Origin of the sequence: Natranaerobius trueperi (assembly GCF_002216005.1) — a bacterium.
GTDB classification, from domain to species: Bacteria; Bacillota; Natranaerobiia; order Natranaerobiales; family Natranaerobiaceae; genus Natranaerobius_A; species Natranaerobius_A trueperi.
Map to the genome: position 1 here is coordinate 1 of NZ_NIQC01000037.1, position 16,709 is coordinate 16,709.

Consider the following 16,709-nt stretch of genomic DNA (forward strand, 5'->3'; position numbering starts at 1 on the left):
GAAAACTGCAAGTTGCAAAAAACTCAAAGCAAATAGCAAAAACTGATTATAACAGTCACTCCCACTTATTTATTTAATGAGATGGGAGTTTTTTATTAAATCAATGTGGGTGCTATTTGACGCTTACGTTTATTTACCTTATTCATTATTCTATACCCTCTTTCTTTGTATATTTTAAAGTTTAGTGATTATAATTATAATATTTAAGTACAAAACAATTATTAAAAAATTATGGGAAATTGTAAAAGAACTCGTCTACTTTGGCAATTATTACAGCTAGAACCCTAGCTTAAGTCCTAGTATAATAAATGCAAATTTAAAGGACTAGGAAAGGAGCTAAATATGAGATTCAAAATAGTAACAGCTGTTACTATTTTAATCATAATTTTACTCGGTTCATCTCTAATTACAGGGGGGGGAAATAAACAGCATACCTAAATTTCATCAAAGTTACTCATTACTTGTTGACTATAGGTAAATCTATAGCTTTACCTAAAAGTGCATTTGGAAAAGCTATCTCTTACTGCTTAAATCAGTGGAAAAAACTAAATACATTTTTAGAAGATGGCGACTTAGAGTTAGATAACAACAGAGCTGAAAGGTCTATAAAGCCCTTTGTCATAGGTAGAAAGAACTGGATGTTCGCTAATACACCTAAAGGAGCTAACTCTAGCGCTTTAATTTATAGCATTATTGAAACAGCCAAAGAAAATGAACTTAATCCATTTAATTATTTACAGTTCTTATTTGAAAATTTACCTCAGATTGACATCAACGACCAAGAAAAATTAGATAAATTTTTACCTTGGTCAGAATATCTACCAGGAAACTGTAAGCTGCAAAAAACTCAAAGCAAATAGCAAAAGTCAGTTATAACAGACACTCCCACTTATTATTTAAAATGAGATGGGAGTTTTTTATTAAGGAAATGTGGGTGCTATTTGACGCTTACGGCACGGGGACTCCTGCTTTAGACAAGTGTTTTTTAGTTTCTTTCTTATTATCACAGATTTTCCTTAATTTTCTATTAACAGCAACTCCATAATTAAACTTTATTGTTTTGTCATTAGAACTGAGGGAATATCTAGTACCTCCTTTACTGTGTCTTGAGCTATCATTAGTTGAGTTGAATATTTGAAATGGTATTCTAGGTTAGTAGTAAAGAAAAGAGAGAGTGCAGCAATATGCTGCACTCTCTGATACTAAATTATAGTGGGCAACCTAAATCATTAAACGCTGCGAATTCTTCTTCTACTTCTTCTCTTTCTCTAGTACCATCTATAACATCTTGGAATCTTTGTCTAACTTGCGCTTCAGTAAGTGGATAGTTTACTTCTGGGTGTTGTGCGTTTAATATGGCTGCAACTGCTTGCCTTACAAACCCTCTCCATGCAATTGGTAAAATGGGGTTAGCTAAACCTACTTGTAAACCTTGGATTAATGTTGCATCACTAGGAGTAAAGGGGATATCATCTTCTTGCACTTCAAAAGTTTCAAAAATAGTGTCGTCTGGAGTCTTATTCGTAGGAGTCCAGTCATCTAGATTGCTTCGCCAGAACCCTGGTGAACAGCCTTGTAAAATGGCCATGTCTAATACCTCCTTTCCAACGGTTTGTAATTCACTATATGATGAGAACTATCTTGTGTTAATTTGTAGCGGATATTACTGACGACACAAATACCCATGATGATTTAAAAAGTATGAGCCAGATATTAGTTATTACTAATGATATTTAAACATTATACAGAAACGCGGATATAGAAAGATTACGGGACAAGGGAGAGTAATAAGGGTTAAAATATTAAAATGTTTTAGTAGATCATCATGTTTATAAAGAGAATAGATTATGGAGCATGATAGAACTCAAATAATTATATCTAAATAATCTCTTTACATACAATGACTTAAATAATATATTTATTTTCGTATCACCTTTAAAAATGGTTATACTAAAAATAACCTAAAATAAAATGAATTGGGAGGACTAAATAATAAGTTTATTTCTAGGGAAGTTACATTATTGGCTATATAACAAATAGGAAAGGATTAAAAACGCGGAGCTACGCTAAGCGGCATTAATAACCACAGTTCTAAATAAATATATACTTAGTAAACATGAACTAAGTAATATTTTTAAAAAACAAGGAAAAACTGCGGCTGAAGATTATAAAGATGTTGTTAACACGCCTGAAGATTTATTCAATACTTTAAATGACTATATATTAGAAGGAATGCCTGCGACCGTGTAAATGAAGTGATGGTTAATAACTCAAACGAATTTTCTTGGAAAGCGACTTTCTATTTGCATGAAGTTTACTGGCAGAGAGTAGGTGGGGAGATTCAAATCTTATGCGACTTAAAAGAAGCTTAGATTGCTCTTTTGTGCAAACACTTAGTGGTAATTTTATATACGAATGACAAGAGGCAGGATTAACAGGATAATAAGTGAATAGTTAAGGCTACTTTTTCTTTATTACTAATGCAACTAACTTATATGAGGAGATACCTAAAAGCTCATACACACCCAAATAATAAAAGATTGTACGTAAACATAAAACACAGATAACACAAATACTCAATAACCTGAATTTTATCACAGATGCTATGAATAGGTCTAAATAGATATCTCGATAATTACAGTCACGAGGAATGAAATGTTTTAGTTAAAATAATAGAAATTAAATGTCCAGATCTAATATCCAAAAAAGGATATTGATAAGTTACCTAGAATATATTATAAGGGTCAAAGCATTTAAATATGTGATTGTAATAGTTTAAATTTTAGGAGGTATTTTTGTGGAAGACGAACTACTTAATTTATCAGTAGGCGAAAAACTTAATTTAGGTGGATTAGAACAAAATTTAGTGTTTAATGATGGAGCAGTTTTTGAGCTGATAGGTTTATCTGGTGGATTTATGCTTATTATTTCATTAGAAAAACCAACAGATGAAGAAATCGAAAAGGTAAAAGAAAATAAAATTAAAATAGGTTTTTTAAATGATCACAATTATTTGTTACCTATGTTTCAAGTTTCAAAGAATTTGACATTTGAAACTTTTTTTGATCCGAACGTATATCTAAGTAAAGTTAAACACCCGTTACAAATAATTAAAAGATCAAGCATGATAGTAACTATGCTAGTAGATAGTTCTAATACAGAAATAAAAACTATTAGATATTCTAGTCTACCAACCGAAGCTTATAATGAACTTATTGAATCTAGTGAAAAAGCATTAAATACTCCCGAGTACTCAGAAAACTATAACAAATGGACTAACAAACTACAGAAATTCAGCATTTCTCAGCTTTGGGAGCTTACCGAGCATAAAGGGGAAATAAGTTGATGAAAAAGCTTATCATCAGTTGTTAATAATCTATTCCTATAACAACTCATGAAGATATAAATACTTTTTTAAGCTCCGAAATTTTGCCCTTCATATTTACCCGAAGGGCTCTCTAATTTTTTAGAGGATTTATTATGGCTTGATTCAGCCTGCTATTAATAATCTAGTCATATTGATAATAACTTAAAATAATGTTTCCCGATTCATTTCCGTAACAGTGTGGAGATAAGAGTTATGATCTATAGCTTTGTTAATTATTAAAGTTTGGAGACTTTGTCGTTTATTTTATTCAAAATTAAGGCCAGCGCAATGCCCCAAGCACCTGCACTAAAAAGGTGGGTTATTGCAGTTTTTATTGGAAGTTCTTCAAGCTTAGGAATCCCGAGAAGGGTAGGCATAGTAAATAAAACAAACCATACTACTATACCATATACAAACCCCTTTAAAGCAATACGCTCACTTAAAATATGGGGTAATAAAAAATTAAATAATATACCAACTACCCCTAAGAATACAAATTGTACGACAATAAAAAACAGTGTTTCCAACATACCTTCAGGCGTTCTTCCTATAATATATACTGACATAAAATCTGACCAAATTAGAGTTGTCAAGTTTACTAAAAGACTGCCCAAATTTATAATTAATGGAAAAATACCAGCTAATATCCCTGATATAAAACCATAATAAAACCTATCATGCATGAATGTCTCTCCCCCTTAAAAGGTAATTAAGCTATCTTTTAATAGTATGAACATATAGTTATTTGAATATAAGATAAACATAACAGGCACTTTAAATGATGCTTCGAATTTATTTTAATTTAATAACTCGGGTAAAGTATTTTGTACAAAACCCACAAATTCGCCCTTCATATTTGCCCGTAAAGTGATTTATATTTTTCAGAGGGGTATAGGCCTAATTTTACTGGATTTTAGATAAAAGGCTCATATACGAAATTAATAAATTGGAGTTAATAAGCAGTTTTTCTTATTCTAAATCTATGAATCTTAATCTACGACAGCTTACTTGACAAACACTGACTCCCTCCCTCAATGGAAACAAAATTTAAGTTGAGCTGATAAAGCTGGTCAACAAAACTATCTAATCATTTTATTTTCAATTTATATTTTTCTTCTGTTTCGATTGGTTTGTAATCTTATACCAGGTAATTTTGTTATCGTATTCTTGTTTAATATTAATTTAAACTTTTGGGTTATTTAGAATTGGCCATAGTTTTTTCTACATATTCTCTTTCTTATCTATAAAAGAGTGTGAGCAAGATAAGGTTCTGATTACCTTTTTTATATGATAAACTATGTAACCTAAATTTTACTTTTGCTTCTCTAGTTCTTAGAATTAAGTATTGATATGTCATCAATTTGAACAACATAATCAACAGCTCCAAAAACAGTTCGTTTTCGCACTGGAAAACAGTTCGGAAACGAACTGTTTTTTTATTTTGAGGATAGTTTGATCCAAATTTTTAAAAAAACTAAAGAGCAGTAAAATATTTAAGATTCAGAATAGAGTAAGTTTTTAAAAATTTTAAAAAAGTATGTTTTTGGGGTACAGCATTGCATATACATATAAATGAATTTGACTATAGGGTTATTTTAATTCTTTAATACAAAACTGTACAACTATGAGAAGGGGGGATGATTTAGACTGAAATTTCATTTTTTAAGTAAAAAACTCAGGAAAAAGGAGGTTAACTTATGACTAAGACATTAACTCCAGAAGAACAAGCCCAAAAGAAGGTAAGAGCTGGTGCATTACTAGGAGCTGCCTTTTTAACTGCTACTTCAGCAGTGGGACCAGGATTTTTAACACAAACTGCAGTTTTTACTGAAGACTTAGGTGCAGATTTTGCTTTTGTTATTGCTAGTATTATCTTGATTCATATAGGAACACAGTTAAATGTATGGCGCATCATGAGTGTTTCGGGAATGCGAGCCCAAGATTTGGCCACGAAAGTTTTTCCGGGCTTAGGTGTATTTGTATCTATTTTAATTGCTCTTGGCGGCTTTGCCTTTAATATTGGTAATTTGGCCGGAGCTGGTATGGGTTTTAATGTGTTATTTGGCGTGGATGTAAGACTTGGAGTTGTTGTCTCGGCTCTAATTGGTTGCGGTATCTTTTTATCTAAAGAAATGGGGAAAGCACTGGACAAATTTACTAAAATTCTCGGTGGTGCCATTTTAATTGTGATTGTGTATGTGGCTGTTACTTCAGGTCCCCCTGTAGGTGAAGCTGCTTTAAGAACAGTTGCACCTACACAAATACCTTTCTTTCCTATTGTGACATTAATTGGAGGAACCGTTGGTGGTTACATCGTTTTTGCTGGCGGCAATAGATTATTAGATGCAGGTCTTATTGGGAAAGAAAATGTAGCTGATGTAGATAAGAGTGCCCTTAGAAGTGTGGGGATTGCGTCTTTAGTAAGGATATTCTTGTTTTTAGCTGTTTTAGGAGTTGTAAATGCGGGTATGCAATTAGATCCTTCTAATCCGCCAGCTTCTGCTTTTCAACTAGGGGCAGGCAATATAGGTTACAAAATGTTCGGGTAGTTCTTTGGGCAGCTGGAATTACGTCGGCCGTTGGTGCTTCTTACACATCTGTATCCTTTTTAACAAGCTTACATGAAAAAATCGCCCAGAATCGTCCTTATTGGATTATCGGATTTATTTTAGCATCTACTTTAGTTTTTGTAACCATTGGTGAGCCAGTAACTCTTTTAATTTTAGCAGGTTCATTAAATGGCCTTATTTTACCGGTCACTCTTGGAAGTGTCTTACTTGCAGCTAGGAGGAAAGATGTTGTAGGTGATTATCATCATCCTAAATGGTTATTTGTTTTTGGTATTATCATTGTCGTACTTTCAACTATTGCGGGGGCAAATTCTTTAACTGGTATCTTAGACTTATTTGCAGGTTAACCCTAACTACCTTTAGATTGAGAGAGGAGGGGTGACAGGTATGTACGAAAAGCCCAGATTTTTAGCTGCAGGGGATAGTGCATTGGTAGTAGAATTTGGTAATTCCATTGCTCCAGAGATTAATGCTGCTATTCGTGAATTTGTAACAAAATTAAATAATTCCCAAATTAAAGGTGTTTTAGAATTAGTTCCTACGTATAGATCTGTGCTGATATATTTTGATCCCTTGACTATTAAAGTAAATACATTAAAAGAAGAATTACAAAATCTATTAGAAACTGAAGGAGAAACAAATTATAGTAGCGCTTATATAACCACCATTCCTGTTTGCTATGGTGGAGAATTTGGCCCAGATTTAGATCACGTGGCAACATATAATGGATTAAGTAAAGAGACTGTTATTAAGCGCCATCATAGTACCGCTTATTTAATTTATATGATGGGCTTTCTCCCAGGTTTTCCTTACCTTGGCGGTATGGATATAAGTATTGCTACTCCTAGGCTTGAATCACCACGAACTAAGATACCTGGGGGATCTGTAGGAATTGCAGGTAAACAAACAGGGGTTTATCCAATAGAAAGTCCAGGGGGTTGGCAAATTATAGGGCGCACACCATTAAAATTATATAACCCCGATAGAAATCCTCCTATGTTACTAGCTGCTGGTAATTATATTCAATTCCATTCCATTAATGAAGAAGAATATCATAAGATCTTAAAGGAAGTAGAAGAAGGAATCTATCAGGTACAAAAAGCACCTCACCAAGGGAGTGAGGCTTCATGATAGATACTATTAAAGTCATTCACCCGGGCATGTTTACAACAGTTCAAGACTTAGGACGCTATGGTTATCAAGCATATGGAATGCCTGTGGCTGGGGCAGTAGATAGTTATGCTTTGCGGGTTGGAAATGCTTTATTAAATAACCCAGACAATACTGCTGGACTTGAGATGACGATTATGGGCCCTAAGCTAGAATTTTTAAAAGATACCATGATTGCAATTACCGGGGCTGATTTGGGTGCCAAACTAAATGGTGTCTTTTGCCCTAGCTGGGAAGCGATATATGTCAAAGCAGGAGATGTGTTAACCTTTAGTGGCCTTAGAACAGGGTGTCGTGGTTATTTGACAGTAGCAGGTGGTATATTAGTACCAGAAATTATGGAGAGCAAATCTACCTATACTCGTGCTGCTATAGGTGGTTTTGAAGGACGTTCCCTCCAAAAAGAAGATTTTTTAAAAACAAAAAAGCTTGAAGTTCTACCAACAGAAAGAAATGGATTACAGGTTCCAAAGACCTTGATTCCAAGCTATGATAGTAAGATTTCTCTTAGAGTTGTGTCGGGTCCTCAAGAGGATCATTTTACTGAAGCTGGAATTGAAACCTTATTAAGTTCTGAATATAATGTGACAAATGAAGCTGATCGGATGGGTTATCGTTTAGAAGGTCCTAAAATTGAACACCAAGATGGGGCTGATATTATTTCTGATGGTATTCCTATTGGTGCGGTTCAGGTTCCAGGCCACGGTTTCCCCATTGTCATGTTGAATGACCGCCAAACAACGGGAGGGTATACTAAAATTGCCACAGTAATTAGTACGGATCTAAAAAGAATTGGTCAAGGTAAGCCCGGAGATAAAGTAACCTTTGAAAGTATCACCCAAGAAGAAGCAACGGGAATTTTAAAGGAAGAAGAAACAGCTATTAAGCGAATCTATGAGCTTATATCTGAGAATGATGATAGCTTTGCCCTAAGGCATGAGTTAAGTTTGAGGATTAATGGGAAAGCGTATCATGTAAGAGTAGAAGAGCTTTCAAAGTAGATTAGGGAGGAGGGGTAAGTATGCGCATTGATTTAAATTCTGATGTGGGAGAAAGCTTTGGTATCTATAAATTGGGGCTTGATGAAGAAGTTATGAAGGAGATCACTTCTGCTAACATTGCTTGTGGCTTTCACGCTGGAGATTACATGGTTATGGAGAAAACTGTAGATTTAGCCATTGCTAATGGGGTTGGCATTGGAGTTCATCCTGGCTATCCAGATTTGCAAGGATTCGGTCGGAGAAAAATGGACTTAGGACCCCATGAAATCAAAAACCTTGTGATGTACCAAGTAGGGGCCTTAAAAGCTTTTGCAGAAGCCAAAGGTGCACAAATAAACCATGTCAAAGCTCACGGTGCCCTTTATAATACAGCTGGCAAAGATCAAGAACTTGCCGAAGCGATTGCTAAAGGAGTAAGTGCAGTGGCACCAGGAGTGATATTTTTAGGCCTAGCTAATTCTGAACTCGTGAAAGCTGGTAAAAAATATGGTCTCACGGTATGTGAAGAAGTTTTTGCTGATCGAAACTATAATCCAGATGGCAGTTTAATGTCTCGAAAAAATCCAGAGGCAATACTTCACGATCCTGAAGTAGCTATCCTACGGGTTGTTAGAATGATTAAAGAAGGTAAGATTGAAGCTAGCAATGGGGAGGATATTGATATTCAAGCTGATAGCATTTGTGTTCACGGTGATAATCCTGAAGCCATTGAATTTGTGAGACAAATCAGAAAGGCCTTGAAATACGAAAATATTCAAATTCATACAATGGGGTCTTAATATTCTTATGGGGCAGTCTCAAAAGTAAAAACTTTTGAAATTACAGTCCTTTCTTGTTCTAATTAAATATTACAAGTAAGGGAAGCATCCCAAAAATTTGAACTATATTTTTGGGATGCTCCTTTTTGTTAGTACAGTTATTAAATTTATTCATAGTAATCAGCTCCTTATATTGTATCAGTTTATCTCGTAAGCTAATTTTATATTTAGATAGAAATTAACATTAGTACTGATATGGTGTGTTTATTTTTTTTACAAATGTAAAAAAATTTTAGATAATATGTCAAAACAAATATGCTCTTTAATTATTTAAATTTTTCTAATAAAAAGAATAGTTGATTACTCATGTAAACAAAGACCATTAAAAAGCTAGTGATTTTTGGAAGGAATCTGTTAAAAAAATTCGAAATATATAATATGAAATTATTTAAATAATTTAGAACTTCCTACTTTAGTAGGAATATAGTTAAAAGATTTAACTTGCTAATGGTAAAAAATACACTTTTTTTGTAACAATCTCACATTATTTACAGAAATGAAAGTTCTTTAGTGGTACAAGCTACATTCACTTATAATAGTGACGAAGCAGAATTGATTCTTGATACAATGGCTACTGAACTCATCTGTCTAGCCCCTATATCCTTCATGTATGATTTTAATGTGACCGTCTGTGACTGATTAATCTGTCGCGCCTATTTGACCTACCTTTATAAGGTAGGAGTAATATTTAAATGTCAGCAGTGTATATGGATAAAGGTGGTTCTATGGATAAACGAACAAAATTTATTTTTGCAACACTAGTAATTGTCTTATTTTCTCAACTTTATATGAATTTTTATATATCTGATTTCAAATTTTCTTTTGCTGCTGTATTTTTTCCAGTTTTTTTATACATTTATGATGAGTTAAACCCACTAGCATTTGGATTTTCTTCAGGGGTAGCTTTTTTTATAGTAAGAACTTTAGTTGGACAAGGCATTGTTGCTGTTATTCCCGAAGCTTTGTTTTATATATTTTACGGCTTTGTTTTTTTGGTCTATAAATATAATAAAGGATCTTATTCATTAACTAATTTCTTTTTTCTTATTTTTTGTACTGATTTTTTAGGGAATACTTTAGAAATCTATATTCGCCTTGGAAATGATATTTTTAGAGGTGATATTTTTATATTTCAAGGGATTTTAACAGCAGCTATTAGCAGGGCAGTAATTGCTTTTATTATAATTGTCTTTCTAAAATATTATCGAATGTTTTTAATCAAAGAAGAGCATGAAGAAAGATATAAAAAATTACTTTTATTTATTTCAAGACTTAAAACAGAAGTGTACTGGTTAGAAAAAAATATGGATAACATCGAAAGAGTAATGTCAAATGTTTATCAACTATCATTAAATATTTCCGAAGAAAAGAATAGTGAGTTTAAAGAAGAAGTTCTGAAAATAGCAAAAGATATTCATGAAATTAAAAAAGACTACGGTTTAGTGGTACAAGGGCTTGAAACTATATTAGATGATAGGATTTCTACTGAACAGATGTCTTTTAAAGAGTTAACAAAGATACTTCAAGAAAGCTTAAAGTTTCAATGTCAAGCTGTTGCAAAGAACATCGACTTAGAATTTAAATCAGGAGAAGATTTCAATACTGATAAACACTTTATTTTATTATCTATCTTAAGAAATTTAATAATGAATTCAATTGAATCTATTAGTTCGAATGGGACAATTACTTTAATACATCAAGTTAAGCGAGAAAAACATTCTTTTATTGTTAAAGATAATGGATGTGGAATTTCTCAAGAAGACTTGCCTCACATTTTCAATCCCGGTTATTCATCTAAAATAAATTATTATACTGGAGAAGTTAATAGAGGGTTGGGTTTAAGTCTTGTTAAAAGTCTCATAGAAGAACAATTCGAAGGTCAGATTAACGTTAATTCTCGTGAAAATGAAGGAACATGTTTTGAAATATTAATTCCAATACATAAGTTGGAGGTAGAGTGATGATGAAAATATGTATATTGGATGATGACATTTATGTAGTGCGGATATTAAAAAAGATCATCAATGATTGTAACCTAGGAACTGTTGTTAGCTACAGTACAGATGGCACAGAAGGGTATCAAAATATTCTACAAACCGAACCTGAATTGGTATTAATTGATATATTGATGCCAGGAAAGGATGGGCTCTCTATTGTTAAAGAGCTTAAAAAGACCAATTCTACTATTGAATTTGTTATGATATCACAAGTTGCTTCTAAAGATATGGTGGGAAAGGCTTATCAATATGGTGTCGAATATTATATTCATAAACCCATTAACGCTTTGGAAGTCGAAAATATTATTTTAAAGGTCCAAGAAAGAATTAAGGTAAATAGAACAATGGAAAAAATACAATCTTTATTTTTAGATAATCAATCTAATTTTTCCGTAGAACAACAAAACAACAGTGCTAAGGAAATAAAAGATATTTTGATAAAATTAGGTGTTATGGGAGAAAAGGGAAGCAAAGAGATTATAGACATTTGCAATTATGTATTAGAACATAACATCGATTTAATGAATGTAACCTTAAAAGAACTTTTTAAAAACTTTACTGATAATCCTAAATCTATGGAACAACGAATCAGGAGAACTATCTCTGTAGCTATGTCTAACATTGCCAATCTAGGGATTGAAGATTTCATGAATGAAATTTTTATAGAATATTCTAGTACTTTATTTCACTTTGAACAAGTTAAGAAAAAAATGGATTATATTCGTAATAAGTCCTCTGAAGATGGATCTATAAGTGTAAAAAAATTTTTAACCGGATTGACTGTATTTTGTGAAAATAAAGACAAATAAAAATTTTAAAAAAATTTATTTTTATTGTGTAGTCATCTGTAGTATTTTGAAGTCCATGTTTTAGAGTAAATCTAACAAGCTTACTAAAGGAGGGTAAACATGGACTTCAATTTGTTCCAAAGTTTGGTGGAACAAGGTGTTGACTTGGCATGGGGACCTGTAACAATTGTATTGATTGTTGGTGTGGGTATTTATTTTAGTATTGGAACTCGATTTATTCATTTTAGAAAGATAGTAACTGCTATTACTTCCTTATTTAGTAAAGAGGAAAGTGAAGAAGGAGATATCAGTTCATTTCAAGCTCTTATGACTTCTTTAGCCGCTACTATTGGTACTGGAAATATAGTGGGAGTTTCCACGGCTATTGGTTTTGGAGGACCAGGAGCGGTTTTTTGGATGTGGGTTAGTGGTGCCGTTGGTGGAGCTACTAGATTTGCAGAAGCACTATTAGCTGTAAAGTACAGAGTTACAAATGAAAAAGGAGAACAATCAGGTGGACCAATGTATTATATAAAAAATGGTATCCAAGAACAATACGGGATTAACGCAGCTTGGTTAGGTTCTGCCTTTGCCTTTTTTGGTTTCATAGCTTCTATGGGTACAGGCAATATGGCTCAAGCAAATTCAGTATCCCAGTCATTAGAGACCACTTTAGGGGTCAATACATGGGTTTCTGGCGCAATAGTTGCTGTATTAACAGGGGTCGTTATTGTTGGTGGAATCAAAAATATTGGTAAGGTTACTGAAAAAATGGTACCTACTATGGCTATATTATATATTTTAGGAGCCCTAGTAGCTATTATTAGTAATATTCATTTAGTGCCGGAGGTTTTTGCACTAATTTTCAATAACGCTTTTTCTGGCCAAGCTGTTGGTGGTGGTATTTTTGGAACTGTTATTAGGTATGGAATTGCACGTGGCGTCTTTTCAAATGAAGCTGGGCTTGGAAGTGCTCCTATTGCACATGCAGCCTCAAAAAATGATGATCCGGTATCAGAAGGGATTACTGCTTCTCTAAGTACTTTTATAGCTACAATAGTTGTTTGTACAATGACTGCGTTGGTAATATTGATCGCTCCTCAGGTGAGTATGACAGAAGCAGGAGCAATGGAAATAGAAAATGGTTTACAAGGGGCCCCTTTAACAACGGTTGCCTTTGATTCTCTTTTACCTGGTATTGGTGGATATATTGTATCTTTTGGACTCGTTTTCTTCGCTTTTTCTACTATTCTTGGTTGGTATTACTATGGTTCAAAATGTTTTGAATATATCGCTGGATTATCTGCAGTTAAAGTTTATAAATGGGTTTGGATATGCCTTACTTTTGTAGGCGCTGTGATACCTTTAAAAATAGTTTGGGGACTGTCAGATATATTCAATGGATTAATGGCTATCCCCAACTTAATAGGACTTATTGGACTTAGCCCTTTAGTTTTTTCTATGGTAAAACGATATGATAAGAAGGCTGAAACTGAAAAAGACATAATAGGTGGAACTTTTGAAAAACCTTTAGAAGATAGTAACTAAATTTTAATAGTAAAAGCCAGTGGTTAATTATTGATATTATTGATACCACTGGCTTTTTATACTGACTTTTTGTTTCGGTTGGTTTTATATTTAGCTCAGAAATATTGTAATATTTTTTTCCCCGTAAGGAATTACTTTAATAATAGGACTACATGTTCATTTAATTACGGGTTATTTCTAAGGTGTCACCCTCTGACAACATCTTAAAAGCTTGGAAATCTTACCTATCTTAAGTGATAATTGTATAATTCAATCAGATATAGTGCTATTCTTTAAAATCCATGCTAAGGCGTAATAATCAGACTTTTGAAATATCTTTTGATGTAGTAAACTAATAACTGTATTCTAATAATCAACTTAAATACTAAATGAATACATATATCTAAATTCTTGAGGAGGGGACAAATTAATATGTATGGTTTGAAACAAAGAAATTTGACAGCATCAATTATGATCTTGGGGATGTTAATTATGTTCACTTTTATTACAGGCTGTGTAGATGACGAGGAAGAAGCTGTTGATGAAGAGAATCTATTAGAGGAAGAAGTAGAAGATATATCTCAAAAATTCGGAAACGAATTAGTAGGAATCGATCCCGGGGCTGGAATGATGGAAACCGCAAGTGATGTTTTAATCCCTGAATACGGGCTAGATGATTATGAATTGATTGAGTCAAGTGAACCTGCAATGATAGCTGCTCTGGAAAGAGCAGTAGGACGAGATGAATGGATTGCTGTATTGGGATGGACACCCCACTGGAAATGGGCAGAGATGGATCTAAAATTTCTTGATGATCCAAAGCAAATCTATGGCGAAGCTGAAGATATTCGTGCTCTATCTAGGCTTGGGTTTGAAAATGACTTCCCGGAAGTCAAAAAGTTAATTGATAATTTTTATATTAATGATGAACAGCTGGGAAGTCTAATGAAATTAGTTGAGAAAAAAGGTGATGACATGGAAGCAGCGGTGCAATGGGCCGAAGATAACCAAGACCTAATTAATGAATGGATACCTGGAGATGCAGATGGGAATGGTGAAGAAATTAAGCTTCTATATAATAACTGGGTATGTGCACGGGCTAAAACGAACCTTGTCACACATATCTTAAGGGATAAAATGAACTATCAAGTTAACAAGCAAATGGTAGAAGTGGGACCACTTTATCAAACTCTTTCCGATGGTGAAGGCGATCTAATGGTCCATGCTTGGCTTCCACTGACCCAGGCAAATTACTGGGAAGAATACGGAGATAGGCTTGTAGATCACGGACCAATATATGAGGGTGGCAAAATTGGTGTTGTAGTTCCAGATTATGTCGATATTGACTGTATTACTGAAATGCAATAGATTATAGATTGATGTCTAAGAAAAATAAACCCGCGGGAGAAAAGTATATGTTCCCTGCGGGTTATTAATATCTCGACATGTGGACTATTTTATAAAAGTTCAACAATTTAAAATTAAATATTATAGTTAATTTGTGATCGTGTTTCTATTAAATCCGAAAAATCCATCTACAAAAATATTCTATAACCCCTAGAATTTCGACTTTCACATTTGGCCGTGAAGGTCTGGTTATTTTCTTCAGAGGGGTATAACATGGATGAATTATACTTTATTCTAAATAAAGGGGCTCAGATGCGTTATAATATAAATCCAAATTCAAATACCTTAAAATTCAAAATAATAATCAAATTTTTTTAGTAAAATTAATAATTGATCAGATCTAGACAAGAAAAACTGATTTTAAGTATACAAGGTTAAAATTCAATCGAAAGAAAAATACAATATAAATAATTGAAAATGTAATGATCAATAATTTCATTGACCAGCTTATCAGCTTAATTAGATTAATTAGAAAATAATTTTTTTCCAGGTGTGGGGAGGGAGTCAAATTGAAATGTATCTTGCGTTACATAATCATTCTATTGCAATGTAATTATAATTCTTATTCGAAATCACATTGCATCTCCCTTTAAATTTTCTTAGTTTACATAAGATTTATTATCGGACGTTGTTAAGTATTAAGAAATGACCTGATATTTGATAATCAAGCCATTTTTAGATTAACATAATATGATGTTATGTTTACTTTGGTATTTTTATTACTTGACCTGGTTTTAATTTAGAAGCTTCAATATTATTTACTTCTTTTATTTCTTCTAAATAAGCTCTAGGATCTGTATTATCTGGTAATTTATCAATCGTTATATCCCATAAAGTTTGACCTTCAAGTACCACTTGTTTGTTCCACTCGGTTTGCTTTTTTTCATGTTCATTATCTGAACCCTTGGCAGATACTAATGTTGTATGTACTAAGAATGCACTCATCGTTATCATTAATGCTATAATAATTAACTTATTCCATTTTATTTGTAGTTTCTTACTTCTACTCATAATATTACGCCCCTTCCGAACTGGTGTTCTTTTTAAAATTATGCCAAACAAATGTTCGCAAAACAAATGGTCTACTAGAACATTTGTTTTGACTCGCTTCTATTGGGATGATATACTTAAATAAAATATTATCAATTTAGGTAAGCTTGTACTTTTTATATGTATATTTATAAGGGGTGTAATATATGCGTAAATCAAAGAAACCAATGAAAATTTATAATTTTATAAAAGATTACATAAAAAATAAAGGCTACCCGCCAACAGTTCGAGAAATTTGTAAAGGTGTAGGCTTAAGTTCTACTTCAACTGTACACCTTCACCTGTCGACATTAGAAAAAGAAGGATATATTAGAAGAGACTCTACTAGGCCAAGAACAATAGAAGTATTAAATAACTCTGAAATTAACCACGAAAATAATAACGTGTTTGGGAGAAATAACGAAGAGGAAACTATTCATGCTCCAGTCGTAGGTCAAGTTACAGCTGGTAAACCCATTTTAGCTGAAGAGAATGTAGTGGATCATTTTCCTATTCCTAAACATTTAGGTAGAGGAAAAGATGTCTTTATGCTTCAAATTGTGGGAGATAGTATGATGGAAGCAGGAATCTATGATTCTGATTTTGTAATTGTTAATAGACAAAGCACTGCTAATAATGGTGAAATAGTTGTTGCTCTATTAGATAATGAAGCAACTGTTAAAAGATTTTATAAAGAAAAAAATAATGTTAGGTTACAACCCGAGAATGAAGCATATAGTCCTATTTTAACTCGAGATGTACAAATTTTAGGAAAAGTCATAGGTTTGTTTAGAAACATTGAATAATGTAGTTGATTTATATTAAAATAATAATACACCCCATCTTTAATTTGGGCGGGTTCCCATGTGATTAGCCCACATTAGAGATTGGGGTGTATTTTTTATAATGTGAGCGTCAAACTATCCCCACATAGTAAAACAACTAAGACTGTGTCATAATTCCCCCAACTAACTAAGGTAGGGGGAATTTTCATGTCACAACCTAAAAACAAATATGAAAGGCGAAGAGAAAGCT

Annotated in this window: 12 protein-coding genes and 2 pseudogenes; 11 read left to right on the forward strand and 3 right to left on the reverse strand. The window is 33.0% G+C overall.

From position 1 onward, the window contains the following. Positions 1-488 precede the first annotated feature (488 nt). Positions 489-860 (forward strand): annotated as a pseudogene (locus CDO51_RS11790) (IS66 family transposase); the annotation flags it as partial. A gap of 347 nt (positions 861-1,207) precedes the next feature. Here CDO51_RS11790 and CDO51_RS11795 read toward each other — a convergent pair. After that, the gene (locus CDO51_RS11795; protein WP_089024439.1) at positions 1,208-1,588 is read right to left on the reverse strand and encodes a hypothetical protein; all 381 of its coding nucleotides are present in this window, start codon (positions 1,586-1,588) and stop codon (positions 1,208-1,210) included. Between the two features lie 1,209 nt (positions 1,589-2,797). Here CDO51_RS11795 and CDO51_RS14785 point away from each other — a divergent pair. Continuing rightward, on the forward strand, positions 2,798-3,346 hold the full coding sequence (locus tag CDO51_RS14785; protein WP_240503568.1) for a hypothetical protein: 549 nt from the start codon (positions 2,798-2,800) through the stop codon (positions 3,344-3,346). Between the two features lie 257 nt (positions 3,347-3,603). On the opposite strand, the gene CDO51_RS11810 is transcribed toward CDO51_RS14785, so the two are convergent. Further along, positions 3,604-4,050: a hypothetical protein gene (locus tag CDO51_RS11810; protein WP_089024442.1), complete on the reverse strand. Its 447-nt coding sequence runs from the start codon at positions 4,048-4,050 to the stop codon at positions 3,604-3,606. A gap of 1,014 nt (positions 4,051-5,064) precedes the next feature. On the opposite strand from CDO51_RS11810, the pseudogene CDO51_RS11815 reads away from it, so the two are divergent. The 8 genes and pseudogenes from CDO51_RS11815 to CDO51_RS11850 all read left to right on the forward strand — a co-directional run bounded on the left by CDO51_RS11815 (position 5,065) and on the right by CDO51_RS11850 (position 14,606). Next, positions 5,065-6,284, forward strand: a pseudogene (locus tag CDO51_RS11815) (NRAMP family divalent metal transporter). A 40-nt stretch (positions 6,285-6,324) separates the two neighbouring features. Further along, positions 6,325-7,068: a 5-oxoprolinase subunit PxpB gene (gene pxpB / locus CDO51_RS11820; RefSeq protein ID WP_089024443.1), complete on the forward strand. Its 744-nt coding sequence runs from the start codon at positions 6,325-6,327 to the stop codon at positions 7,066-7,068. Continuing rightward, positions 7,065-8,108: a 5-oxoprolinase subunit C family protein gene (locus tag CDO51_RS11825; protein WP_089024444.1), complete on the forward strand. Its 1,044-nt coding sequence runs from the start codon at positions 7,065-7,067 to the stop codon at positions 8,106-8,108. The genes pxpB and CDO51_RS11825 overlap by 4 nt, the downstream gene beginning before the upstream one ends. 20 nt (positions 8,109-8,128) lie before the next feature. Next, complete coding sequence (locus CDO51_RS11830; RefSeq protein ID WP_089024445.1) at positions 8,129-8,887, forward strand: LamB/YcsF family protein; 759 nt, start codon at positions 8,129-8,131, stop codon at positions 8,885-8,887. A 731-nt stretch (positions 8,888-9,618) separates the two neighbouring features. Next, positions 9,619-10,887: a sensor histidine kinase gene (locus CDO51_RS11835; RefSeq protein WP_089024446.1), complete on the forward strand. Its 1,269-nt coding sequence runs from the start codon at positions 9,619-9,621 to the stop codon at positions 10,885-10,887. Beyond that, positions 10,887-11,732 (forward strand): response regulator, encoded by an 846-nt coding sequence (locus CDO51_RS11840; RefSeq protein ID WP_205842255.1) that lies wholly within the window; start codon positions 10,887-10,889, stop codon positions 11,730-11,732. Before CDO51_RS11835 ends, CDO51_RS11840 begins: the two co-directional genes overlap by 1 nt. Positions 11,733-11,831: 99 nt before the next feature. Further along, the gene (locus CDO51_RS11845; protein ID WP_089024447.1) at positions 11,832-13,259 is read left to right on the forward strand and encodes an alanine/glycine:cation symporter family protein; all 1,428 of its coding nucleotides are present in this window, start codon (positions 11,832-11,834) and stop codon (positions 13,257-13,259) included. Positions 13,260-13,670: 411 nt separating this feature from the next. Next, positions 13,671-14,606, forward strand: coding sequence for a glycine betaine ABC transporter substrate-binding protein (locus CDO51_RS11850; RefSeq protein WP_089024448.1), 936 nt, complete (start codon positions 13,671-13,673; stop codon positions 14,604-14,606). Between the two features lie 741 nt (positions 14,607-15,347). On the opposite strand, the gene CDO51_RS11855 is transcribed toward CDO51_RS11850, so the two are convergent. Beyond that, positions 15,348-15,656 carry a LysM peptidoglycan-binding domain-containing protein gene (locus tag CDO51_RS11855; protein WP_089024449.1) on the reverse strand — a complete coding sequence of 103 codons (309 nt, stop codon included), beginning with the start codon at positions 15,654-15,656 and terminating at the stop codon, positions 15,348-15,350. Between the two features lie 185 nt (positions 15,657-15,841). Here CDO51_RS11855 and lexA point away from each other — a divergent pair, with 185 nt between their 5' ends. Next, positions 15,842-16,480, forward strand: a complete 639-nt coding sequence (gene lexA, locus CDO51_RS11860; protein ID WP_089024450.1) for a transcriptional repressor LexA — start codon at positions 15,842-15,844, stop codon at positions 16,478-16,480. Positions 16,481-16,709: the final 229 nt, after the last annotated feature.